This is a genomic window from Azoarcus sp. Soil_N_20 (assembly GCF_057656155.1).
In genome coordinates this window covers 351,803-375,653 of record NZ_JBDGKX010000004.1, presented here as the reverse complement: position 1 = coordinate 375,653, position 23,851 = coordinate 351,803, and the positions used below count along the sequence as shown (strand labels likewise).

The 23,851-nt window shown below is 64.2% G+C and carries 25 protein-coding genes; 14 read left to right on the top strand and 11 right to left on the bottom strand.

Annotated features, from left to right (window positions below; translation table 11 throughout):
• Window positions 1–189: 189 nt before the first annotated feature.
• Both AC3A35_RS11180 and AC3A35_RS11175 read right to left on the bottom strand, forming a co-directional pair.
• Complete coding sequence (locus AC3A35_RS11180; RefSeq protein WP_487436155.1) at window positions 190–1,155, bottom strand: hypothetical protein; 966 nt, start codon at window positions 1,153–1,155, stop codon at window positions 190–192.
• Between the two features lie 212 nt (window positions 1,156–1,367).
• Window positions 1,368–2,624 carry a hypothetical protein gene (locus AC3A35_RS11175; protein ID WP_487436154.1) on the bottom strand — a complete coding sequence of 419 codons (1,257 nt, stop codon included), beginning with the start codon at window positions 2,622–2,624 and terminating at the stop codon, window positions 1,368–1,370.
• Between the two features lie 608 nt (window positions 2,625–3,232).
• Here AC3A35_RS11175 and AC3A35_RS11170 point away from each other — a divergent pair.
• On the top strand, window positions 3,233–4,258 hold the full coding sequence (locus AC3A35_RS11170; RefSeq protein WP_487436213.1) for an IS110 family RNA-guided transposase: 1,026 nt from the start codon (window positions 3,233–3,235) through the stop codon (window positions 4,256–4,258).
• Window positions 4,259–4,997: 739 nt separating this feature from the next.
• On the opposite strand, the gene AC3A35_RS11165 is transcribed toward AC3A35_RS11170, so the two are convergent.
• Both AC3A35_RS11165 and AC3A35_RS11160 read right to left on the bottom strand, forming a co-directional pair.
• Window positions 4,998–5,720: a DNA/RNA non-specific endonuclease gene (locus tag AC3A35_RS11165; RefSeq protein ID WP_487436153.1), complete on the bottom strand. Its 723-nt coding sequence runs from the start codon at window positions 5,718–5,720 to the stop codon at window positions 4,998–5,000.
• A gap of 355 nt (window positions 5,721–6,075) precedes the next feature.
• Complete coding sequence (locus AC3A35_RS11160) at window positions 6,076–6,489, bottom strand: single-stranded DNA-binding protein (protein ID WP_487436152.1); 414 nt, start codon at window positions 6,487–6,489, stop codon at window positions 6,076–6,078.
• 89 nt (window positions 6,490–6,578) lie between these two features.
• On the opposite strand from AC3A35_RS11160, the gene AC3A35_RS11155 reads away from it, so the two are divergent.
• Window positions 6,579–6,944 carry a hypothetical protein gene (locus AC3A35_RS11155; RefSeq protein ID WP_487436151.1) on the top strand — a complete coding sequence of 122 codons (366 nt, stop codon included), beginning with the start codon at window positions 6,579–6,581 and terminating at the stop codon, window positions 6,942–6,944.
• A gap of 61 nt (window positions 6,945–7,005) precedes the next feature.
• Here the strand turns inward: AC3A35_RS11155 and AC3A35_RS11150 are convergent, their stop codons facing one another.
• The 7 genes from AC3A35_RS11150 to AC3A35_RS11120 form a co-directional block, all read right to left on the bottom strand.
• Window positions 7,006–8,151: a PFL_4669 family integrating conjugative element protein gene (locus AC3A35_RS11150; RefSeq protein WP_487436150.1), complete on the bottom strand. Its 1,146-nt coding sequence runs from the start codon at window positions 8,149–8,151 to the stop codon at window positions 7,006–7,008.
• An 11-nt stretch (window positions 8,152–8,162) separates the two neighbouring features.
• Entirely contained in the window at window positions 8,163–8,555 is a 393-nt protein-coding gene (locus AC3A35_RS11145; protein ID WP_487436149.1) for a hypothetical protein, read from the bottom strand.
• A gap of 192 nt (window positions 8,556–8,747) precedes the next feature.
• Window positions 8,748–9,302, bottom strand: coding sequence for a DUF2857 domain-containing protein (locus AC3A35_RS11140; RefSeq protein WP_487436212.1), 555 nt, complete (start codon window positions 9,300–9,302; stop codon window positions 8,748–8,750).
• Window positions 9,303–9,345: 43 nt separating this feature from the next.
• Window positions 9,346–10,842, bottom strand: coding sequence for a hypothetical protein (locus tag AC3A35_RS11135; protein ID WP_487436148.1), 1,497 nt, complete (start codon window positions 10,840–10,842; stop codon window positions 9,346–9,348).
• A complete protein-coding gene (locus AC3A35_RS11130) occupies window positions 10,817–11,719 on the bottom strand; it encodes a ParA family protein (RefSeq protein WP_487436147.1) in 903 nt (300 codons plus the stop codon). Before AC3A35_RS11130 ends, AC3A35_RS11135 begins: the two co-directional genes overlap by 26 nt.
• 216 nt (window positions 11,720–11,935) lie before the next feature.
• Window positions 11,936–14,044 carry a MobH family relaxase gene (gene mobH / locus AC3A35_RS11125; RefSeq protein WP_487436146.1) on the bottom strand — a complete coding sequence of 703 codons (2,109 nt, stop codon included), beginning with the start codon at window positions 14,042–14,044 and terminating at the stop codon, window positions 11,936–11,938.
• 3 nt (window positions 14,045–14,047) lie between these two features.
• Entirely contained in the window at window positions 14,048–14,509 is a 462-nt protein-coding gene (locus tag AC3A35_RS11120; protein ID WP_487436145.1) for a hypothetical protein, read from the bottom strand.
• A gap of 598 nt (window positions 14,510–15,107) precedes the next feature.
• Between AC3A35_RS11120 and pilL2 the strand changes: the two genes are divergently transcribed.
• The 12 genes from pilL2 to AC3A35_RS11060 all read left to right on the top strand — a co-directional run bounded on the left by pilL2 (window position 15,108) and on the right by AC3A35_RS11060 (window position 23,847).
• The gene (gene pilL2, locus AC3A35_RS11115) at window positions 15,108–15,581 is read left to right on the top strand and encodes a PFGI-1 class ICE element type IV pilus protein PilL2 (RefSeq protein WP_487436144.1); all 474 of its coding nucleotides are present in this window, start codon (window positions 15,108–15,110) and stop codon (window positions 15,579–15,581) included.
• Window positions 15,578–16,264 (top strand): hypothetical protein, encoded by a 687-nt coding sequence (locus tag AC3A35_RS11110; RefSeq protein ID WP_487436143.1) that lies wholly within the window; start codon window positions 15,578–15,580, stop codon window positions 16,262–16,264. Before pilL2 ends, AC3A35_RS11110 begins: the two co-directional genes overlap by 4 nt.
• A gap of 9 nt (window positions 16,265–16,273) precedes the next feature.
• Window positions 16,274–16,771, top strand: coding sequence for a hypothetical protein (locus tag AC3A35_RS11105; protein ID WP_487436142.1), 498 nt, complete (start codon window positions 16,274–16,276; stop codon window positions 16,769–16,771).
• Window positions 16,768–17,349 carry a lysozyme family protein gene (locus AC3A35_RS11100; RefSeq protein WP_487436141.1) on the top strand — a complete coding sequence of 194 codons (582 nt, stop codon included), beginning with the start codon at window positions 16,768–16,770 and terminating at the stop codon, window positions 17,347–17,349. Before AC3A35_RS11105 ends, AC3A35_RS11100 begins: the two co-directional genes overlap by 4 nt.
• 192 nt (window positions 17,350–17,541) lie before the next feature.
• Window positions 17,542–19,677: a type IV conjugative transfer system coupling protein TraD gene (gene traD, locus AC3A35_RS11095; RefSeq protein WP_487436140.1), complete on the top strand. Its 2,136-nt coding sequence runs from the start codon at window positions 17,542–17,544 to the stop codon at window positions 19,675–19,677.
• Window positions 19,674–20,441 (top strand): TIGR03747 family integrating conjugative element membrane protein, encoded by a 768-nt coding sequence (locus AC3A35_RS11090; RefSeq protein WP_487436139.1) that lies wholly within the window; start codon window positions 19,674–19,676, stop codon window positions 20,439–20,441. Before traD ends, AC3A35_RS11090 begins: the two co-directional genes overlap by 4 nt.
• 10 nt (window positions 20,442–20,451) lie before the next feature.
• Entirely contained in the window at window positions 20,452–20,763 is a 312-nt protein-coding gene (locus AC3A35_RS11085) for an integrative conjugative element protein, RAQPRD family (RefSeq protein ID WP_487436138.1), read from the top strand.
• A 7-nt stretch (window positions 20,764–20,770) separates the two neighbouring features.
• A complete protein-coding gene (locus tag AC3A35_RS11080) occupies window positions 20,771–21,007 on the top strand; it encodes a DUF3262 family protein (RefSeq protein WP_487436137.1) in 237 nt (78 codons plus the stop codon).
• Window positions 21,008–21,089: 82 nt separating this feature from the next.
• The gene (locus AC3A35_RS11075) at window positions 21,090–21,521 is read left to right on the top strand and encodes a TIGR03745 family integrating conjugative element membrane protein (RefSeq protein WP_487436136.1); all 432 of its coding nucleotides are present in this window, start codon (window positions 21,090–21,092) and stop codon (window positions 21,519–21,521) included.
• Between the two features lie 9 nt (window positions 21,522–21,530).
• Window positions 21,531–21,965 (top strand): TIGR03750 family conjugal transfer protein, encoded by a 435-nt coding sequence (locus tag AC3A35_RS11070; protein WP_487436135.1) that lies wholly within the window; start codon window positions 21,531–21,533, stop codon window positions 21,963–21,965.
• A 15-nt stretch (window positions 21,966–21,980) separates the two neighbouring features.
• Window positions 21,981–22,757: a PFL_4703 family integrating conjugative element protein gene (locus AC3A35_RS11065; protein WP_487436134.1), complete on the top strand. Its 777-nt coding sequence runs from the start codon at window positions 21,981–21,983 to the stop codon at window positions 22,755–22,757.
• Between the two features lie 4 nt (window positions 22,758–22,761).
• Complete coding sequence (locus AC3A35_RS11060; protein ID WP_487436133.1) at window positions 22,762–23,847, top strand: TIGR03749 family integrating conjugative element protein; 1,086 nt, start codon at window positions 22,762–22,764, stop codon at window positions 23,845–23,847.
• Window positions 23,848–23,851 lie beyond the last annotated feature (4 nt).

Sequence of the window (23,851 nt, the reverse complement as noted above, 5' to 3'; positions counted from 1 at the left end):
ACAAGAGCGCCGTGCTTACGGACATCGCCAGCGTTTCGACTCTACGCTGCGCCAAGGGGTTGCTTCGCCGGGCTATCGCCCGCCCTTGACCCAGCTTCAAGTAAGCAGTCTCCGTACTCACTTTTTTCGCCGACGTCATATTTGTGCGGAAATCGGCCGCCCCTAACAACGAGGGGTTATGCCTCTCCGCTACCGACGATTGCCGTACGCGTTCAGATGCCAGAGCTTTCGATTGCCTGCGGCCTGGACCATTGTGTTGTACCGCTTAACGTCTTTCATCAACTCACTGCGGGCCTGAAACTCCGAACTAGCTTTCCATCTCTCAAGTTGCTCCGACTCACCGATGATCTCGCGAAACGTGTTGCCGATGGTTCGTTTGCGGTGCTCTTCCAGCCTCCCACCCTCTATCTTCTGCGAGATCGGCATTGCTGCTTCGGATGCAGGAGTGTCGGTGAGTATCTCCAGTAACAAGCGAGGGGATAGAGCGACCATCACGCTCCTTGGTTGCACAAGGATCGGTGAATCACAGAGCGGCAGACAGTGGTCGGGGGACGTGTACAGGCTCCAGCGCGAGGAAACTAAGGGATGGACCATCCTGAACAAGAAGTCGCGATTGCTTAACATCCATTTGAGCGTTATCAGATGCTCGAACTTTTCACAGCCATTCTCCTCATGCCAGTCAATCATCGCATTCATGATCGAGTGACTGCGGAGGCTTTGGAGCACTACGAATGACGCGAGGAAGGACTTCTCGATCAGGTTGTCTACAGTCTGCGTAGTCGCGACCTTGAGCAAGGTTTGATACGCAGGAGTTGCCTCAATCCCGGAGAGGATGTTCTCGAAGTCGATGTAGACCGGGTAGGAGGCCGTCTCGCTCTCGGAGACAAATCGGTCGTACTGATCAGGGTGGTAACGCCGCACGAAGTCCTCTGCGGCTGGTTTGGTTATTTGGGCGATCCCCATGTTCTTGTCGAAGTGCACACGTTCGACGGTTGCCGGGTAGATTTTCTGCGAGTTGGCGTTGAGCGCGTAAACGACCTGCTTGCGCGCTACTTCATCCGAAACGATGCCGGTGACCGCGTTCTCGTAGTAGGCGACGTTCCAGAGTGCGGTCCAGAAACAGGGGTTGTAGTGATTGCGCTTCGTGACGTCCATGGCGTGATTGAGATCCCTTGAATTCACAGCTCCGTGCGGCTTTTTCGCGCAAGTCCGGTGGAGTGATGGGTTGGGCAATTCCTGTCCTCTGGCTTCTCTTCCCTGCTCGTCTTCAGCAACCCGGCAGGGGATTACAGTCTGAATCGCCCCAGGTTAGCTGGAGGTTCCAACTCTTGAATTCGGCTGGGCTGTCACCGCGTCTTCCGAGGTCTCTATCTGAATTCCCGCATGCGAACTTGACGCAACCAGCTCTGTACATCCTTATCAATTTCTCTCAGCTGTTCGTTCAAATGCGGCATTCGAATATGAATAAGACAGAAATCGGATTTTGTTGCAAGAATCAGGATGTGGTCAAAGATATAGGCTTTTGTAGTCTTACCACTACCTATTGAAAAGTCTACGGCGCGCCTAGTTCGAGCATAGGATCCAGAATATCCTAGAGTGAGGTGTTCGATATCAACTCTTCCCTTGTCAGCTACCGCCATCACGTAGAAAAGCAACCTCCCAAGAAGCAATCCTGATTCGGGCGTTACCTCTGTTAAACTCCCCATTCCATTGTCAATTAGTTCCATGGGTACTCTGAAATGATTAGCTAAAAACTCCTTGGCCTCATCCGCTATCCTCGCCATTCGAGCCTGCCTTTCCTTCTCGGTCGGGCCAAAGGTCGAAAATATACTATCTTGCTCGGCCTTCGTGAACGCACCTTGCATTAGTACCTGTAGCGCAAAGGTTGGGTCGACAAGCCGATTCATTCTGTCATTAAACGCTTTGCCGCCATCCGCTGATAAATGTCGATGAACTAGCTGACTAATGCCGTCGATTGCTCTAGGGGCAATCGCTTCGCTGTCCTCATTTACTGCACTCATCAGGTCCTGGGCGTCGGCGCGTGAAATTACGGATACTTGTATATATGGAATCCATGGCCCGTACGGAGGCAGGCTAGGACTTTGCGCAATTGTCCAGATTCGAGGCGGATTCTTGACGTTGAAGGCAGACGTTGCGGGGAAGATGTCGACCACCGACTGAGTTGGTAGGCCGGTAATTTTCGCCAAAAGACTCAGGTCGTTACTGATCTCTTTGCTCCTTGCTCCCGAAGTTTGATCGCCCTGAAATGGAATCCACTCCCGCGAAAGCTTGGGGGCAAATAGTCTCTCATCAATCAATGAAGCTAATCCATTTACTTGGGCTGGCGACCGCGCAATGAACGCATCGATTGACAGTTCGCGTGCTTTGCCTCCTTCAATCTCTGCATTTGCGAGTGTCGATGTCAATCTTGAGTTCTCAATCCTCAATGCCTGGACGCTTGGATCAAACTGCGACCCTAAGTAAAATGATGCCCCAGCTCCCGTGGCAAGTACTCCCAGAATTCCCACAATCTGTCCAGTGTTGAGGCGTGAGAGAAGCGCCCAAACTGACATCTTGGCTGGATCGTTCCCAGAGGGTTGTTCATGTTGTTCTGCATGAGACATTGCTCAATCCTTCGTCGGGCTCAACATGTCTTGTTCCGCAGGTCTTCGGATTCGTCCGTGAAGTTGCGTTCAACTAATGAAACCCTGCGTCGGTATCGCACCGCTTTATAGAATCCTATGTTGCATATCAATGCATACAAGGACCTAACCGAGCGGCGAAACCCTGCAGGGGCTTCGAGTCACTTCAAAGGGCCCGCAAGCTTCTATGTTGAACAGATGATGTGTAACAGCGACGGATAGCTCTTGGCCGAGGCTGTGCAAAAAACATGAAAGTTCGGGCAGCTCCCTGAGAAATTCCCCACTTATGCCATTCATGGTGTGCGACGCAAGGGCACACCACCACTTGGATAGCTTTCGCGCGTGATACAAGAAGTCCGCTTCCCACTTCGCGAATCGGTCCAGACGATTTTACACAACCTCAGCCGCGAAGAGCCTCATGTCATGACATTGCTTCAAGATAGACGAGTGCAATCGACCTGCAAGTGAAATGTAACGGACAACGGCCGCTCATGGCCGAGGCTAATGGGATGGTCGCCCCCTCCTAAGACGGCATCACTGTGCCAAAGTGGAGTTGCGTGACAACCACTTACTCGAAAGAGGTGACCGAAATGGAGCTTACGGTTATTGGGCTGGACTTGGCAAAAATCGTCTTCCAAGTGCATGGGGCTGACAATAGGGGGCGGGCGTTGCTCAAAAAGCAGCTCAAGCGCGCACAGGTACTGCCCTTTTTCGCGAACCTAAAGCCTTGCAAAATCGGGATGGAAGCGTGCGGCAGCGCCCATTACTGGGCAAGGAAGCTAGAGGCACTGGGTCATACGGTGCTCTTGATCCCACCGCAGTATGTGAAACCCTTCGTCAAGCGCAACAAGAACGACACGGCAGATGCCGAAGCGATCTGTGAGGCGGTGACGCGACCGAACATGCCATTGGTGCCAATCAAGGATCCCAGTCAGCAAGCCATCCTGAGTGTGCATCGTGCCCGGCAAGGCTTCGTGAAGGCGCGGACCGCCCAGGCCAACCAGATCCGGGGACTACTGGCTGAGTACGGCTTCACCATTCCACAAGGCATTGGCCACATCACCAAGCGGGTGCCGGAGATCATCGAGGACGGTGAAAACGAGTTACCCGGTAGTTTCCGGCTCCTCATCTTGCGGCTGGTTGATCACCTTAAGGAGCTCGACCGCCAAGTCAGCGAGTTGGAACGCGAAATCCAGCTCTGGCATAGGGAAAATGCGGCCAGCCGGAAACTGGTCCGGATTCCCGGTGTAGGCCCCCTCACGGCGAGTGCGATGGCCGCGTCCATCGGCGACGCCAGGAACTTCAAGAATGGCCGTCAATTGGCAGCGTGGCTCGGCATCGTACCCAAGCAGCACTCTACAGGCGGGAAATCGACGCTTCTGGGTATCAGCAAGCGCGGCGACACGTATCTGCGCACACTACTGATCCACGGGGCGCGGGCGGTAGTCCGGATCGCCGAAGCCAAACCGGGCGCGGACTCCTGGCTCAAGCAATTGCTGCTACGACGGAACAAGAATGTGGCCGCAGTGGCGCTGGCCAACAAGAACGCACGAACGATCTGGGCGTTGCTCGCGCATGATCGTGAGTACGTATCCGATCACCGGCTGGCCGTTTGAACGCGGCTCGCTTGGTGCTTCAAAAGTACAAACTTCGACAGGAGAACCTCGACCGATTGCATGGGCAATCACCAGGTGATGGCAAGACAGGTCAGACCGTGGCAGGTCAAACCTACTTTACACAGAGAGCATCGAGCTCGTGAGACTGTTGAGGAACCTGCCAGCGCATTCCATCAGGGACCGGGGCTGCGGCCTCGATTAGAGTCCGGATCTATGGCCGCAATCTCCACCTTCGCACCATCATCGGAATGAGAGTCCTTGCAAACCGGGGGCGACCATCTATGTGTAAAAACGTGCCGTTCATTACCAGCCGTGGGAAACGCGGTTCAAATAGCCGACGACTACGCGTATAAAGTGGGGTCTTATGCTATTTATGCCGTTAAAATGAGGGTGTGAGTGGGAATGTCTTCAGCCAATGAGCCCGATTTTCCCGTTTTTACACAGCCTCGGCCGGTGGCCGACCGGCGCCATCCCACCCTCACTGACCGGTCCGACCTCAAACCCGCTGCTCAGGCAACCAAAGACGCTTCGATGAATCGAACGGCCGCTTCCGTCGCGTCAGTTGCGGGGCGAATGACCGCTTCGAAAATGCTCGACCGGCAGCTCCTGGGCGAAAAGGGTGAGTTGCGCTTTGCGGTGGAGCGGCCACCGCGATACGTCGGTCGACGCTTGTGTTTTCGCTGGGGATCTGTGTCACGAAATGACTACGTAAGCCTGCCGTGTGGGGAAGAGCCCCCGGTCATCGGCTCGGCTGTTTGCCGGGCAGCAATTCGAATCCCAGGCGCCTCGTCAGGTCCTCGTACGAGATGGGTCTTCCCACTCGGACACCATCAGCGTTGGCGACCCAGTGCACCCAGGCTCGATTTCGCGTCTCGTCATAGACCAGCTTATACAGATGGGTCGGCACGCCGACGCCAGAGCCGATCACCTGCATGGCCCCCTCCCAAGCGGGGCCGGTGAAAACGTAGACCGTCGAGCCGCTCCGCTTGACATACGCGCGCGTGTCCCGCTCCACCTTCGCCCAGATCCGTCTATTGTTGTTGGGCGCCTGGGGCACAACGTTTGCCAATGAGAAGCTCTGCGCCATCGTCTGCGCGGTCGGCATGTCAGCCGCCGGCGCCATATGCCCGCGATCGAAACCCGATTCTCGATAATCGGCCAACTGCGCGCGGTGCGCTCGCGGAAGACGGGCGTCGGCGAAGAATCGGTCGGTGCGTACTTCGTCCTTGGCGTCGGTGAGCCGAGCGCGGGTCAGCCGCTCGACCACAAAGACTGGTGTCCGTGTCTTGCCCGAATGTAGTACCGCGAACGCGTCGTAGCAGAGTTCGCGCAGTTTCCACGACGCGCCGAGCGATATAACCGGGGGCGTTGTCGGGAAAGCGTGAGGGCAATCTCGGAAGCGGGCCGTTGCCGGTGTGCCGCTCGTCGCAAGCACCAGTCCGACAAAGGCAGTAAGCAACAATCGCCAATGCGGTTTTCGATATCCCGCCGATTCTCGGCTGCGCCCAGTGTCAGCCCGTTGGACGGTGCGCGCGGAGCGGCTCTCCCCTTCAGAGCCTACCCAGTCCCACGGACCAATCGTTGTCGCAGGAGCTGCTTCCATCTATTACCATTGCCGTACTCACGAAAGGCCGCGCATCCTAGCCGACGGGCGCAGGTCGGGTAAAGTTGGACGGTAAGTCACCGCGGCCTCACCGTGCTACCGGGCAGCAGTCGTTGCGACGATGATCGCCGACCGTATCGTACGCCGCACCGCTGCGCTGCTGATCTTCCCCGTCCTTTTCGCCCTGGCTGTGACTGGCCAATTCGTTCAGCGCTCAAGCATCTTGATGTGCTTCGCTCGCAACCCCCGCCACCTCGCGCTTGGGCTTGTACTCGACACGGGACACTCGCCCCAGGCACAACGTAATGTCGTCGGCCGTGACCTGGAAGCCCGGCACCTTCTCCAGCGCCCCCTCGGGCAGATACATGAACTGCTTGAGCGTCCCTTCAACCTGAACGCGGGCACCCTTCCTCAGCAGACGGGCGGCGTCCTCGCCGCGCTGGCCCCAGAACGAAACGCGCATCCAGAATCCGCCGACCTGCTGATACTCGTCGTTGGCCTCGTCGTAGGCGTAGTCGTCGAAGAACACACGCATCTCGGCCACCACCTCATCGACACCGTTGACGGGGATGTGCTTGAGGGTGGGGGCATCGCCGAGATTGCCTTTCCCCTTGAAAACGTTGGGCATGTTTCTCTCCTTGGCGTCGCGTTGAAACACGCTGGAAGCGGACGCCGGCGCTCCCACCGTGTAAAGCCCTACCGCCCACGTTCCTGGGCATGCCGCAGCGCCAGTCGGGCCTCGATCTCACGGCGATTGAGTTCGAGCGCACACCGATGTGTCTGCTCGTACCACTCCCGGAGAACCCCTGGAAGGCGGGCGAAATGGAGCTCGATCTCGACCCACGGAATGTGGCCAGCATGGGGACCGGCGCCGCCGGAACGCCAGCGCAGATGCAGCTGGCCGGTTCCCTTGCGCCGATGGATCGACAGGTAGAAGGTGCGTCCTCGCACTTGCCGCGTCTGCCGGGACAGGTCTGCCTGGGCCCGATGAATCTTGTCGACACGCGCAGCCGCCTGTCGCACGTCAGCCGGGGCTTCGCCCCTACCCGTAAGGCCCTTTGCGCCACACTCCGGTTGACCTGATACAGGGGATGTTGCGGCACGCCTCGGCGGATTGGATTGCGCCATCGGCGGGCCTGCGCGATCAGTCCACCAGGCCATCGTCAGTTGGCTCATCGACGGCTGCGCCACGCTCCTGGTGGATGCCGGCAAGCTCCGCGGCAATGCGCTCGAGCATGGCCTTCTCGGTGTCGGAGATCGACACACGGCGCTGGGAGTGACGCGAGCCCTGGTGGCCTGCGTAGATGGCGGCTGGCACAGGGCCGAAGATGCCAGTGACCGCGGCGACGCGCCGTTGGGCGGCGGCGTCGGCACCCGGCAGGAAGTCGGTTCGGCTGAGCGGCAGCAGTTCGGGCTTGCTGAGCCATGTCTCGAACCGGATGAACTCCTCGAAAGCCGCACGCATCGGCCGGGTGAATTGCCGGATCGCGTCGTGCACCTGCTTGTCGGAGAACATGGCCTTGCGTCCGAGCGTCTTGACGACGCGCACGTAGTAGTCGAACTCCACGATCAGCTCGGCGATGGCGTAGCCGTAAGGACTTCGGAAACCGAGCTCGAGCACTTTGGGCTCGCGCGATTTGAGGATCGCAAAGCCCAGACCCTTGTCGGCCCGCTTCCGGATCTCGGCGTCGAATGTCTGTGCTTGCTGGTCCAGGCCACGCCGTAGCTCGGGAATCCGGTGGTCGGCCCGCAGGAGTGCCCAGTCTGCGTAGGGGTTGTTGTTGCGGCTCAGCGTCCACAACGCTTTGAGGCTGGACGCGACCCGCTTCCCGCCCGGGATGGCGTTGTACTGACCCGCTGGGTCGCGCCGACGTCCCATGAACATCCGGAAGCCTTCCTTGGTGTGGAGCGTCATCGTATCGACGCCATCATCGACCAGCGCGCCGAGGTCGCGCAGCTGCGTTGCCACGCCCGCCTCGACGGTCGCATCGGCACCCTCGGTCACGCGGTAGTCCGCCTCCATCTGCTTGAGGCAGTCGCTCCGCTGCAGGTAGAGCTCGTAGCGCGGCCACCGCGGATCGGTGGGATCGGGGTCTTCCGATTCGATAAGCTCGATGAGCTTCTCCCGCTCCTTTGAAAGGCTGTAGCGGTCGTCGAACGGCGAGCGCTCCTCGGTCTCGAAGGGAATGGGACTGCCGCCCGGGAGGATCGGATCGCTGAGGCCGGGATGATCGGCCGGTAGATGGCGAGAAGGCGGCGGGGCCGGGGTGGAGGGGTCGGGAGAGGCCATGAGGCATTCCTTCATGTAAAGGGGGTTGGCGGGGCCGCTTCCGTCACGTCGCGGAAGCGGGCGAGCGCGGGAATCGGCGTGAAGCCGGGGACAAAGGCAGCGTCCGGGAGCGGACGGCCCAACAGCTGGCGCAGCACCGGCACATTGACCTGATAGGCGGCAGTGGCACGCGGGATCTTTCTGGCGATGACGAGGGAACGCCGCTCAAGACGCTGCAGCGCACGCTGCACCACTTGGTAGCCCAGGCCGGTGCAGGCGGCCAGGCTGCGACTAGAAACTTGCACCGGCATTCGATCTGCGGACCGCCAGAGCAGGGCGAGCAGCATGGCGGTAGCGGGATAGTCGCCGCCCAGCCGGACGAGGAGATCGAGCGTGAGCTGTTGCTCGGAGGCAAGTGAGGTCATGGCGGATGGACCGGATGACTCCACCGGACAGTGGATCGTCGCCTGGGTCGATCGAACCCAGCGACAATGGCATTTCCGCTGGGTCGATTGAACCCAGCGAGACGGCAAGTTCTCTCGCGCGACTGCACCCAGCCGCGTCCGCGTTCAGCGTGGTCCGCATGGCGAGCGCGCGGTGTGGGAGCGTCGGCCATTTCAGCCCGCCTCGCAGTCGTCGAACTCGTGGACGACATACCAAAGCGTCGCGATCGACATCGAGGGAAAGGCGCGATGCAGCTCGACATACTGCTGCTTAGGTGGATAGCTGCTGCGTATCTGAGGCCATGCCCGCTGGACGGCTTCGCGAACCTCGGCCCGTGGAAGCGAGGGACGCCCGCGCGGGAGCGGGCCCGGGCACAGCAAGGCGCGGTGCTCGCGGACCTGCTCCATGGTCATTCTGAAGAGATGCACCAGCAACTGCGGGTGCGCCCCGTGCCTGACGTGATATTCGAGCAGTTCGCGGGCTTCGGTCATGGCCTCGTGCCGCCGGTAGGCCGCCTCAAGCATCACGGGGTCGAAGTGCACGGAGACATCGAACTGGGGCATGCCGGCGATGGCATGCAGGTCTCTGACCGAGGCGGCGCGAAGGGTGTCGAGGATGTCGGGACTCAGACCGGCTTCGAGCAGCGTCTCCACCTCACCCGCCTCCAGCAGATGGATCAGGTGGGACAACACGGCTACCCGCAACTGTTCGCTCCTGATCGGGATCATGCGCAAGCACCCCGCTTGCATTGAGTCTCGGCGCCCACGGCCATTACTCCGCGCTTCTGTCCGCCACACCGCGACGGTGATACGCGTCCATCAGCGTTCGCATCAAGGACCAGTAGGCAGGCTGCAGCAGGAGGGACACGATGTGCTGGGCGTCGGTCTCGCGTCCCCCTGCGTCGTCCGACAGGCGGAGCAGGAGTTGATGCGCTGCATGCCGCGCGCGCCCCTCCTCCCCGTCCGTCGTGAGATCGCCATCCGACAGCGGCTCGACCCGAAACCGCTGCGTCTCATCATCTCTGCGCACCAGCGACGAAATCCGGAACTGCGCCGAAAAGCCGTCGACCGCATCGGCAAAGTTGATGTGATCCGCGGGGCCGCTGCTGGTGGCGCCTGACCGGCTTGCACGCTTGGGCTGCGACGGTGGCGATTGCTGCACGGAGACACCATTGAGGCCGGAATCGCCGTCGCCCGTCGCCCGAACTTCGACGGAATGCTCAATTGGCGCACCGCCGGAGAGCCGCACACGAATCTCGGCCGCAGAGAGCGGTCTGGTCGCCCCCATCACGGCGCGCAGCGTTTGCTCCACGGCCGAAACCGGGCAGTTGGCCTGGCGGGCGAACTGAGCGTTCATCTGCGCCAGGACGCGTTCTACCTCCATCACGGTGAGCCGCGGCGGATTGTCCTGCTCACGCACGGCATTGATCGCGGCGCCGGCATCGGACACGAGTTCCTGGAACTCAGTCTGGCGGACAAAGGGATCCAGGTTGAGGGCTTCGGCGAGTTTCTCGAGGTGACCGAAGCGGCCGCGGATCGCGCCCGTGCTCTCATTGGTGAGGTGAGCACCGAAAGCCGCCAGCCGCTCGACGGCGAAGAGGTAGTTCACCGCGGTCACCGTGTGAAGCTTCAAGCCGTACTTCCCCGCGCGCTCGGAGAAGGCACGCAAGCTCAGCGGCGCCCCCAGTTCCAATTCCAGCAGGGCCTTCAGGTCGGCCGCGCCCCGGGCCTTCTCCCAGAAGGTCGTCTCGCCATGGGTCTGGTTTTCGGTGAGATGCGCAGCAAGGACGTCGCTCTCGCTCACCCAGGGCCGGAAGACGGCGCGCACCCATTCGTACTGAGCGTCATGGGTCTCACGCCAGAGTTCTTGCACGACCTGCAGCCGGGTGTTGGCGCCGGCATAGCACATGTACCGCCCAGCACCGGGACGCCGGGTCACGGCGATCGCATCATGAAGACCGCCGCGGGACTTGATGGAGGCCCGGATGTCCGCGTACAGGGGATTGGTCCGCAAGCGCGGGTTGCGGTCGTAGCAATCGACGTCGGTGCATCTGAGCATCATCCAGCCCTCGGCATCCTGACCGGCCTTGAGGTCAGCCGCGGCGTTCTCAGGGCCCTTCACGGTGAGACTGTGGGCGGTGAGGAGCGCCCGGCGCTCGGCGGCGCTCGACCATCCGGGACTGGGCGCCCGGAGCCTTCCTTGCTTTTCCATTTGCTGGGCCAGGTCCTTGATGGAGATGGTTTCAGGCAGTCGCGTCTTGGATGTCATCACCCACCTCGGTACGCGAATCGGCCGCGGGACCACCCGCGTGGTTCCCGGCCAGACTGGGGATCAGCTCCCACAGGAGGGTATGCATCGTTTCCCGCGCCCGCGTGGGATCGATCCAGTGAACGGGAAGCTGCGCGGTCGCGGCGTTCTTGTAGGCCACCGCGTGCGGGACGACGGTGTCGAGCACACTCACGCGGCACTTCAGCCTCCGATATTCGTCGCGAATGGCTTTCGCGATCTCGCGTGCATCCCGGGTGTTCTCCTGGCGATAGATCATGGCCTGCATGGCCGGGACGGAAAATCCGAATGCACTCGCGGTCTCGACGCGGTCGAGCAGCTTCTGCGTACCGTCGAGAAATTCCCGCGCCGACAGAATGTCGGGCGAGATCGGGGACAGCAGCCTGTCGGCGGCCAGAACGGCAGCATCCTGGAGGTGACCCACTGCGCCCTGGGTGTCGATCATCACGACGTCGTAATGCTCGGCGATGAGAGGGTTGCGGAGCGCGAGCTTGATCCGCAGGGCGCTGTCCATGCGCGGCGCAAGCCAGTCCTGAAGGGTGCCCTCGGGCGCATCCGAGACGACAAGATCGAGGCATCCGCAGGGATTGAGCCGCGGCTTTCCCCGCGGCGCAACGGGCGCGAGCCCAAGATCGATCGTCGAGACGCAGTCCTCGGTGAGCGCGCCCTGCTTGATCATCTGGGTGAGCCCATGCGGCGCCAATCGGCCGATCGGGAAATACCGGCTGAGACTGGGCTGCACATCGGCATCGATCAGCAGCACCCGCATGCCGAGGTCTGCCAGGAGCGCGCCGAGATTGGCGTTCAGGGTGGTCTTGCCGACACCGCCTTTGGTCGAAACGACGCTGTAGACGATCATCGAACCCTCCTCGAAAAAAGACAGAAGGGGGCGAATCGCAAAGGGACGGAGAGCTAATGGGAAAAGCAGTTGCCGGCGGGGTGAGCGTCGGCACGCGCTCGCGTTGCGACGAGCGGTGTCCCACATGGAATTTGCCTATCAGTGAATAGGATTGGTCATGCATCCCGGCATGTCAAGCGTCTGACATGGCAAATGCAATTACCCGACGTGATGGTGCTATTTCGCTCCCGGCGGCAACTTCTCGGCGAACGGCACAACGTTCGGATTCACGGGCGGAACCGGATTGATCCAGCGTTCGGGATGCTTGATGACCACCGCGGCCAGTTTTCCAGCCGGTTTCCCGCCCCGCCCGAGCACCGTGTAGTGGAGCACGTTGGCATTGCCCGAGCCGACGATGTGCCACTTCGCCTTGATGACCTGCCGCTGGATACCGGTTCCCAGCTTGTCCCCGCTTGGCGCGCCCGGCGGGCCGGTGCAGTCATCGCCATACAGTGCCGCGAAGTCGCGGAATGTTCGCGGCGAGACCAGCGCCATCCCTCCGGGCACGAAGTGCACGGGTGCGCCTGCCTCGTTGTATGGAATAGAGCCGTCGGCGAGGCCCTGTTGCAGCCACGTCATGAAGCGCAGTGCGGCATCGCTCGGTACTGGGCGCTGGTTGTCCGACTCACTCAGCCGCCCGGCATGCGCGGATCGTGTTGGCTCACGCACGAATGGCGTAACGGGGCCGGTCATCGGCGAGGGTATCGGGGAGCGCGACTTCGGCTTCGGGTCGTCCTGTGCCGCGACCGAGTCGTCATCCGCGAGGAAGCCGTCCTCGTCATCATCCGCCGTCGGGTCGGGATCCGGTGCTGCCGGGCGCCGTTGCGGCGCCTGTGCATCCGCCGTTCCTGCCGGTCTGGAAGCGGCGTGCGCCGGCCGCGGCGCGGGAATATCGAGACGTTGGCTTTTCCTGCCGGGTCGCTGCTGCGCTTCCTCGATATCGTGCGCAAAGGTCTCCCCCTGCCCGGCTTCCATGCCCTCACCTGCCTCCCGCCGGTCGCGCGCGTTGCGCGGCGGTTTCACGACCAGCGTTCCCTCGAACGCAGCCGGGTACGCGTCCGCACGGTCGAAGAGCTTGTCGAGCGGAAACCGGAGCATGGCGAGCTCGTGCGCGTAGTCGGCGCCGTGCACCTCCACGTACCAAACGGCCTGCCCGGTGTCCGGATTGCGCTCGAGCACGCCATAGTCCTGCCAGGTGTCGAACAGGCGGTCGTTCTTGCTCGCGCCCGGGAGGCTCTCGCCGCCGCTGGGCTCCCCGCGCGCGATCTCCTCGCGAACCGCGTCCGCCAGGCGTTTGGCCACGAACCAGATTGCGCCATCGACGACCCAGCCTGCGGCACCATCCCGATTGAGTGGCAATCCCCCTTGGCGCAGCAGCCGTCGCATCGCGGCCATCAGCTGCTCGATCAGCGGGACGGTTGTCGCAGCCCCGAATTGGCCACGCGGACCCTGCTGCAGATTGCTGGCTGCCGAGCGCCGATCGGCCTGGCGCACGATCTCGGTCAGCACACTCGTTGCGTCATCGCCCGACCACACCGCCTGCAGCTCGAGCATGACCGAGGGCTCACGCGCCAGGAAGGCGAGCGCCGTGGCAGGCACGATGCGCGGCGCCAGGACCAGCGGCAGACGGCGGTGCGCCCCATAGTCGCGCTCCGCCTTCGGCGCGAAGCGGACTTCGTACTCGGCTGCGCCAGCGTCCACCATGTCCCCCGCCATCGGCAACCACGGGCGCAACGGTCCGTCCGCGCGTTCCGCGAGTGCGACCCGCAGATCGGTCATCGGCTTGCCGATGTCGTGGAGCAGCGCGGCGAAGATGACCGCGTAGGTCCAGTGGTCCCGCTGCCGGTCGACCACTTCGGCAGCGCCCCCTCGCGGGAGCAGATAGCCATTGCGGATCGTGATCGCGGCATGCACCACCTCCACGGTGTGGGCCGCGAGTCCGCCGACATGGGCGTGGTGATGCGCCTCGCTCGCCGGCAGGAGCTGCACGAACCGCAAGGTCTGCCCGATTGCGGGCGCGAAATCCCGCTCCCAGACGGCCTGGCTCAGCTTCGATTCGCGGTGGATCTGTTGCAGCGCACCGGCGAGATTGCAGACCTGGATCAGTGTGGAGGCATCAAGGACCTGGAGCCATCCCGGCCGGCTGGCCGCCACCACACGCACGTCACCGGCCGATGCGGCCGGCCCCGCAGCGCGGAGGTGGGTGACGCCATGACGGCTGGCCCAGATCAGCCAGACGGCCAACACTGCCGCAACGAGAAAGAATCCGGCGGCCAGCGCGGCCATGGGTCAACCCCGGCGCTCATGCACCTGTGCCGCACAGAACTGGGTCAGCAGCCAGTTCTGGAGCACTTCCCGCCGTGGGTGGGGGCGCTCGGACTCCCAGACCTCGACAGTCGCGCCCCGGCAAAAGGCGGTGAAAGGTTCAACGAGGGGCTCCCACTTCTCGCCTCCGCGCTGTGCGCGGAAGCGGCAGAACGACAGCCCCGACAGGTCGGCGGCCAACCGCGCCGGGTCCGCCGGCTCGAGGCGATCCACATAGCCGGCGAGAAGGTCGCGCACGGCGAGAACAGGATCGTCCTCCGGGTAGAGGTAGGCCTCGAGTCCATCGTACTGCCCGAGCCAGCGCAGCAGAATGCTCCGCCAGCCGCGCTCGCCGAGGCCCTCGAGGAAATGCCCGATGGTGATGACCGCCCGGGTTCGGGCGTCCGCCTGATGCGGCGGGATCGGTGGTGGCGGCATTTCGTTCATCAGCGTTCCATCTCCAGAATGCTGTCCGTTGCCTTGTTGTATGCCTTCGCGCCCGGCCATGCACTCGCCGCACACTATTTTCGTCAGATGCCGGCCTAAGCGATCCGTGCGCCTTGCAGCGGCCAATCGAATAGGGTGCGACAGACCTTCCTTTTCGTCATCCCAAAAGTCGCGAAAGATTCCGAGACTTTACGCTTGACACTCCGCCTGGAGCGTGACCGTCCATTTTTTGCCTTTGCGGTAGCGTGCCCCGGCACGCTACCGCGCCCCTAACCCGTTGGCATTTGCCGCAGGCATCCCATGCCCGTTAATCCTTCGCCAAAGCCCGGATTCATGGGCTGGGCGCCCTTTCGGATTGGGCCGGTAGCCCGTTACAGCGGACCGCCACCGGGCCGCCGCCTTTTTGGCACCGTTTCAGTGATTACCTTTTTTTCGCCATCCGCACAAGCATAAAGTCGAAAAACCTTTCTCGACTAAACGAATGCGTCATCCGGGGGCACTCGCCACACTTTGCGCCGTGACTGGCCGCTGAACGCAGCCTGCATCCCCGACGGCGCCTCACCGGCGGGGATGCCTTTTTCAATCACGGAGCAGCTCGATGGATCGTGTTGCCATAATCACTCTTCTGCTGCTTGCCACCACGGCGTGGGCCACAGACCCGGACCCTGTCCGCCTCGCGCGTTACACGACTGCGTCGGCGATGCCGGACCCGGCCGTGGCAGATCCAATGGCGGTTGTCGCTACCGTCCATTTCCCCCGCGAGCACGTGCACACCGTGCGCGATGCGGTGGCCTTCCTGCTTCTTCGCACGGGCTTTCGGCTCGAATCGACGGATTTGGCAGCAAGTGCGCTCCTCGACATGCCCCTGCCGGAGTCCCACCGCGATCTCGGCCCCTATCCCGCCAAGGCGATTCTCGAGGTCCTGGTCGGCGCGCCCTATCGCGTACAGATATCCCCGGTCGATCGTACGCTGTCCATTGGTCTGATTGATGAAGGCGGCAACGCCGGGCGGGTCGTCGCGGTTCGGCCGCCGCTCGTACCGCAGAGCGCGACGCTGGAGTCGCTGAAGTGAGCGTCCCGCTGGCACCGGCCGCGAGCGAATCGACGGCGCGCATCGCATCACGACTCGCGACGATCGCCCGCGACAGACGTGCTCTCATCCTGACCCTCATCGCGGCCCTGGTTCTCGCCGGCGGCGCCTTCCTGCTCGTTGCGTCCGAGCAACCGGCGGTGCCCGCGCCGCTGCCGGAGGCCCCGTCGATCGAAGCGGCCGGACAGCAAATGCCGGCCACTCGGGGACTCGACGCGCTGCCCCCCGCCGATCCAATCGGCTCACCTCGCCTGGACGGCCTCGCCGAGCGGGTCGATGCATTGTCTCGTACCGTGGAGTCGATCGACGGACAGTTCTCGGAGATCAACCACCGCCTTGTCGCGCTCCACCAGGTGAACGACGAGCTTCGCGCCCGCCTCGATGCCCTGACCCAGCCGCGCAAACCCGCCGCCGTCCCGGCGCGCCGCGAGGCTGCGCCCAGAACCGGCGTCGCCACGAAAACCAGGATGCCCGCAGTGGTCTCGGTCGACATCTGGGGGGGTCAGCCTTCCGTTGCGATCCGCGACGCCAAAGACGATCTCGCCTTCTACCGTGAGGGCGACACCATCGGTGTGGCAAAGATCCAGCGGATCGACGCACAGGCGCGTCAGGTTCACCTGCGCCTCCCGAACGGCACGGTCACCGCCGTCGGCGTGCGGGACTGAGGGCATGTCGTGAGAAAAGCTCTTCCCGCCCTCGCCCTGCTGATCGCGCTGACAAACGTCGGCGCCGTGGAAACGGGGGAGACCCGAATCGACACCGTCGGACGCGGCGCCACGGACGCCGGCCGATCCGAACGCACCCAGACTGAGGTGTCACGAACCGATGTCCTGGAGGCCAGGTACTGGGGGATCAGCCTCGACGAGTTGCACCGCGCCCGGCATCTGATGCGCGGCCCGCGCGGCGCCTTCAGCGACCCGCGCATCAGTCCGGTCGAGGTGCTCGGGGTCCACGCGCGATCCGACGCCGAACGCGACCGCTACGCCGAGTTGTTCGCGAAGCTCCTGCACGAGGACACCGAACGGGTGCTGGCATGGCAGCGCGCCGGGGATAGCGCCATGCGCCGGCTCTACCCAAGCGGGAAGGTGGTCGACTTTTCTTTCGTCCGCCCCGCAGGCACGGGGAAAACGCTGCCCAACTGGTTCTTTTCGCCCGGGGGTTCGGCGCAATGATCCCCGATGCCGCCCGCCGCGCCTTCGTGGGGCAGGCCGCCGCGTCGTTGGTTCTGCTCGCCATGCCCTCGCTCGCCCACACCCGCGCGCAGGCGCGCAAGACACCGCTCGCCTATCCGCCAATCCCGCCGGCCTATCGCCACGTCGCCGAATCGCTCGCGATTCCCCCGGCGATCCTTTATGGCGTCGCCATCCAGGAGTCGGTCATGCGCTGGGGAACGGTCGCGTTGCCCTGGCCCTGGACCCTCAATGTGCGCGCCGTCCCACGTCGCTACGAGGCCTACGGAGCGGCGGTTGCCGACCTGGAGGGAGTCCTGGCGCAGGGCGTGCGCAACGTGGACTGCGGAACCATGCAGGTCAACTGGCGCTATCACGCCGACAAGCTCCGTACACCCGCGCTTGCGCTGGAGCCCTGGCACAACCTGAGGGTGGCCGGCTTCATCCTCCTGGAGTGCCGCGCAGCCACACCGAACTGGTTCAACGCCATCGGCGCCTATCACAGCCCCGGTAATGCCGAGCGGGCGGACCGCTACGCCCGGTCGGTGTTTCGCCACATCGGAAGGATCCGCCATGCCTGAACGCGCGCCTTTCTCCGCTCCGACGCCCTTCGCGCTCGTCGTGCTCACCGCGGCGCGTCACGGTAGCGCCTACGACTCCCCTCGCCCCGCCGCAATGGCGGTTTCGGCACAACCGTGGTCACTCTCCCACCGGGCCTCCTCCCTGCCCACCCCCCCGGCCACGGTTGTGCCTGTTTTTTTGAGGGCGAGCACATGAGCCGCGGCGCGATCGAGGCCTGGCTCCGACCGCCGATCGAGATCTGGAGCGCCGCGGCCTCGGCGGGATGCGGCTTGGTCGCTGTGGCGGCGCCCTGGGCGCTGATGATGCCGGCCGAACTGGGCCTTGCAACCGCCTCCCTCGCCTTCGGTTTCGCCGGCTTTCGCGGGAATCAGGCCTGGCGTGTCTGGCGTTATCAGTACGGGCTCACGCGCTACAAGATCACTGCCGTGGCGCCCCACCGGCTTCCCCGCATCCCCGGCAAGCTCTACCTGGGCGAGGGCTTCGCCTGGGGACAGCAGCATACGCAACGGCGCATGGATGCGACGCGTCCCCAGGCCCAGGCGTATCTGGTGGAGGGCAGATTCATCCGCACGACACGGGCGGCACTCCGGGCCCTTGGCGCCACGCCGCTCAAGCCCCTCGCGGCAGGGCTCATGCTGCCGCGTTGGTGGAACCCGCTGTCGGAGCCGCCGGACCTTGGCGGCACGCCGATCCTGCACGGCGTTGAGCCGAAAGAGGTCCCCGTCACGCTCGGGCAGAAGCATCGCCCCGGCCACCTGCTCGTACTCGGTACGACCCGCGTCGGCAAGACGCGCGGCATGGAACTCCTGGCCACCCAGGACATCCGCGACGGCAAGGTCGTGATCGTCATCGACCCGAAGGGCGACGCAGATCTCATGCTGCGTGTCCATGCCGAGGCGGCGCGGGCCGGCCGCCTTGACCAGCTCTATCTGTTCCACCTCGGCTACCCGGACATCTCCGCCCGCTACAACGGCATCGGCAATTTCGCCCGCATCACCGAGGTGGCGAACCGCACCACCAATCCGCTCCCGTCCAGCGGAAACTCCGCCGCGTTCAAGGAGTTCGCCTGGCGTTTCACGAATCTCGTCGCCCAGGCGCAGGTCGCCCTGGGACAGGTCCCGACCTACGACCTGCTGCTGCGCGATATCACCGACATCGAGCCGCTCTTCCTGCGCTACGCCACCCACACGCTCCAGACCCAGGGCCCCGGGAACTGGGAAGTGCTGGTCGAGCAGGTCCAGACCCGTATCGAGAAGCGGCAGCTCAGTGTGCCGCGCGCGCTTCAAGACCGCAGCGAGCGCCTGGTCGCCCTGGTGCATGTACTGAAGGACCTGCAACTCCCCGACGCGGTCCTGCAGGGGCTGGCCACCGCGGTGCGCTACGAGCGGAGCTTCTTCGAGAAGATCGTCGCCTCCCTGGGGCCGTTCCTCGAGAAGCTCACCACCGGCCCCGTCGGAAAGCTCATTTCCCCCGACTACTTCGATCCGACCGATACCCGGCCGATCTTCGACTGGATGCAGGTGATTCGCCAGGACGGCATCGTGTACGTGGGTCTCGACGCCCTCTCCGATGCCACGGTCGCAGCAGCCGTCGGCAATTCCATGCTCGCCGATCTGGTCAGCGTCGGGGGCAAGCTCTACAAGACCGGCCTCGATCCGCATCACCCGACGGGCAGGATCGTCCTGCCGGAGGTGGCCTGCCACTTCGACGAGGTGAACGAGATTGCCGGCCCCGAGTTCGTGCCGATGGTGAACAAGCTGGGCGGCTCCGGCTTCAGCATCACCGCCTACACGCAGACCATCCCGGACATCGAAGCCCGCCTCGGCGACGCCGCCAAGGCGCGCCAGGTGCTGGGCAACTTCAACAACCTGATCATGCTGCGGGTCAAGGACCCCGGCACCGCCGAATTCTTCTGCAATCAACTGCCCGCCGTCGACGTCCAGCACCTGATGGTGGTGACCGGGGTCAGCGACACGGACGGCTCCACCGAGACCGATTTCACCTCCCGGAACGAGGACCGTCTCACCACCCTACGCGAGCCGATGGTGTCACACGCCGACATCATGGCGCTGCCCCAGGGCCAGGCCTTCGCGCTCCTGGAAGGCAACCGCCTCTTCAAGCTTCGCTTCCCGCTCCCCGATCCCGCCAATGACCGCTTCATCCCCGCGTCGCTGCAGGAGATCGCGGTGCAGATACGTGCCAAGTACAGGACGTCCGAGCACTGGGCAGCCCAGACGGACTGGATGCAGGACATGCCGGTCGGACTCGTCACGCCGCTCGGCTTAGATGACAAGCCTGCCGACGCGCCGGGAGCGGAGGCCACATGATCGCCGCGGCAAACCCGGCCACCCGGAGTCCGCCGCCCCCGGCCCCCGCCGCCCCCGGCGCCGCGCGCTCACGCGGCCCGCTCGGAGCGCTCGCGGGGCTCGTGCTCGGACTGGTGTTCGCCACCTTCAGCTCCTGGGTCTTCGGGACGGCGCTGATGATCCTCGGGGACTACACCTTCTGGAAGGATCGCGGCCTCGATCGCGCACGGGCCGCGGTCGACGAGGATCTCGGGTATATCCGCGGCTTCCCGCGTTCGCTGATGGTCGAGGACACGGTCGGTTTCGCCGCCGGTCTCGCCGAGCGCATGACGCGCCCCTACGCGTGGCTGGGCGCTCCTGCCTTCATCGCACGCGCACAGGCCGTGGGGCCGGACGGCGCGACCAACCGCCACGCGCGCATCGCGGTACGGACGATCAAGGAAGGCGGGCGCTGGATGGAGATCTCGCTCCACGTGGCCCGGGACACGGCGATCCGCCTTGCCGTTGCCTTCTATGCGCTGCCCGCATTCGTCATGGCGGTCTGCATCGGCCTCATCGATGGGCTGGTGCGGCGCGACCTGCGCAAATGGTCGGGCGGCCGGGAATCCTCCTATGTCTACCACCACGCGAAACGCTTCACTTGGTGGTTCCTGACCGCCGGTTTCACCGCCTATCTGGCCTGGCCCTTCGGGGGCTTCAACCCGGCCTACCTCGTCCTCGTCTTCGCGCTCCTGGCCGCAGCGTCGGTCTCGACCACGGCCTCCACCTTCAAGAAGTACCTCTGAAGGAGTCATCATGCGCCCATCCTTCCGACGTCTGCCGTTCGCCCTCGCCATCGCCATCGCCGCCATCGCACCGTTCTCCGTCGCCTACGCCGACGAGGATCGCGAGCGTGAGAACCTCGCCCGCCTCGAACACGAACTGGCCCTCCTCACCCGTGAGGTCCGCGCCGCCCGGGCCGACGCGCCAACGCGCGCCCGGATCCATTTTCAGTACCAGGACCTCGCCCGCGATCTGGAGATGATCCGCGCCGGCATCGCCGACCACCTCAGCGCGCCCCGTCAGCCTCGCCCAGTCGAGCCGCTGAAGGGCGACTACCGCCGCTGATTCCGTCATGGCCATGTCCTCCGAACAGGTGACCGCCTTCGCGCAGGCCGCGGGCTTGCCGGCCGGCGATATCGCTGATGTCCTGGCGCTGCTCGTGGGAGCGGTCGTCGTCCTGTGGGCAGCCGACATGGTGCGACGCCTCGGCATGGAGGCGATCGACAACCCCAGGCGGCTGACCCAGATGACCTTTTACAAGCTGCGGGTCCTGATCATGGTCTTGCTGCTGATCTACCTCCTCACCTAGATCGACGGCCAGACCGGCAGGCGGGCCGCGGGTCTGCCGGCGATTTTCAGCCGCGGCGCATCAACCTCCGGAGTACGACACGATGAACCCTTTCTCCTCCCAGGCAAACGCCGTCCCGGCGGCACGGCCCATACACCACTTCGCAGCGCCCGCGAAGCCGACTCACCGGCTCCTCGCCCGCGCTTCGGCCGTCACAGCCGGCATGTTCGCCTTCGCCCTGACGGCCGATCCCGCCCTCGCCGACCTCCCCACCGCGGTGGCGGCCAACGGGGCCGCGTCCGGCGACTACATCGAGATTCTCAAGCAGTACTTCAAGCTCGGCCTCCTCGCACTGGGCCTGATCATCGCCGTGATCGCATTCCTCAATGTCGGGGGCGGCCTGCTCGCCATGTTCAACAGTTTCCGGACAGGACGAGCGGAACTGGGTGACCTGGGCATGTTCGCCGTCCTCGGCGTCGTGATCCTCGTTCTTGTCATGTACCTGCTCAACGAAGCGGCCGTCATCATCACCTAGGCCCCCACCGTGGAACCGTCCAGTCCGCTGCCCCAGCATGACGCAAGCTTCGGCGCGCATGGCGTGCCGTTGCCCGATCGCGTTAACGCCGAACCCGCCATCATTCGGGGCCTCTCGTCCACCGAGTCAGTGTGGGTCATCGGCCTGGCCTTTCTCCTCTGGTTTCCCGTCAGCGGCGTCCTGGGCTTCGCCTTTCGGAGCCTCCCGATGGCGGTGTTCGTCATCGTCACCGGGCCGCTCGCCACCGCGTGGCTCGCCTCGGGACAGATGGCCACGGTCAAGCGCAATCGGCCCGACTACTACTACATCCACCTGGCACTGCACTGGTTCGCGGCGATACACCTCATCCGCTCGCCCTTCGTCGCGCACTCGGGCGCATGGGACATCGGCCGTACGCTTCCTCCCGTGCCGGACCGCAAGGTCCGCCGGCGCCGGCTTCTCTGACTAGGAACAATGGCCATGTCCGGACTCACCGCCGCCCTCGCCAACCGTGACGCGACGATCCGCCGCCAGGCGTGGTTCATCGCAGCGCTGATGGTGCTGCTGCTGATCGCCCTGGTCAGTTGGCGCACCACCGCCACCGACGTCACCGCCCATGTGCCGCCCGATCTCTCCCGCGGAACCACGCTGCGGCTGGGTCACGTGCCCGAAGTGCCGCAGCCCAACGTGTATGGATTCGGGTTCTACATCTGGCAGCAGGTCAACCGCTGGGCCAAGGACGGCTCGAAGGACTATGGCGCGCAGATCTTCGCCCTGCAGCACTACCTCACCCCCTCGTGCCGTGAGCAGCTCCTCCAGGACTTGCGGATCAAGGCGGGCGACGCCGAGCTCATCCAGCGCACGCGCGCCCTGATGGAAATCCCCGGCTACGGGTACAGCGCCAATCGCGTCTCCAACCACGGCAACGGCGGCTGGACGGTGCTCATTGACGCGCAGCTCATCGAGACGTCCCGCGGCATGCCTGTGAAAGACGCCTTCGTCCGCTACCCCCTCCACGTCGTGCGCTACGACGTCGACCGCGAGAAGAACCCCTGGGGCCTTGCGCTCAACTGCTTCGGAGGCCGCCATCCCGAGCGGATCGACCCGCAGGTCCTGGAAACACCGGCCGCTCCGCTGCCGCAGCCCGCGGCCTCCCTGCCCCGCACCGTCAAGCCGCCGGACTTGGCGCCCGCGCCGCAAGCGCCCGCCCTGCCCCCGCAGCCTGCCGCCGCAAGGGCGGGCGAATCCGAGGAGTGATCGAATGTCTGTCGCATCCCGTCTCATGATCGCCGGCACGTGTGTGCCGCTCTGCGCACCTGCCATGGCGCAGCAAATCGTTCAGCCGCCAGGCCCCGCGACGCCCGTGCTGCTCACCGCGCCTGCCAGCACCGGCGTGCCGGCCACTTCGAGCGCAGGCGCGGAATCCTTGGGCCTGGGGGCGCTGCCGCAAGGGCGGATGCTGCAACCGCAAGCGGGCACCACACCGCAAGCGGCGCCGCCGCCGGCGCCTGCCCCCATTTCCGCTCAAGAAGGCGCCGCGGCGCCCGAGAAGCAAGGTATCGCGCCGCAGCCCGGTACGGAGGAAGCGCCATCGAAACCCACTGCCCGTGTCCGCAAGGCCCCTCATGACAACGGACGCACGCAACACGTGCTCTTCGAACGCCTGCCGATTCACGTGCTGCTCGCCGCCGACGCCGAGCGTCTGGTGCACTTCCCGTTCGTGGCCTTGATGGACCTGCCACCCAGCCTCGAAGGGCTTCTCGAGGTTCAGATCATTGAGGACACGGCCTATCTCACCGCCAACGCCCCATTCCCGCGAGCCCGCGTGCATGTGCAGGCGATCGACGGCACCAGCAAGATCCCGCTCGACATCGAGGCGGCGGACGGGGTGGCGGTGGCGCCCATGCTCCAGGTGCATCTTCCAGGCGACAGCGATGCGGACGATGAAACGTCCACCGGATCGCGGGAGGCGCCGACCGTCGACATGATCGAGCTCACCCGCTATGCGGCCCAGACACTCTACGCCCCCAGCCGCCTGGTGCCCGTCCTGCCGGGCGTGCAGCAGGAGCCCGTAGACCGCAAAGCGGTGTCCGGGCTTTACCGCGGCGGCGAGATCGAGACCGCCCCGCTGGGCGCCTGGTCGAGCGGGCCACTCCATGTCACGGCGGTGCGTTTCACCAACCGTTCGGACCGCCCCCTGGAGCTTGACCTTGAGCAGTTGCGCGGGCGCTGGATCGCCGCCACCCCGCAGCACTGGCGGCTGTTGCCGCGCGGCTCCGAGGCTGACACCACGGCCGTGTACCTGGTCTCGGACCGCCCCTTCGCGGCCGTTCCGCTCTGGCGCTAGGAAC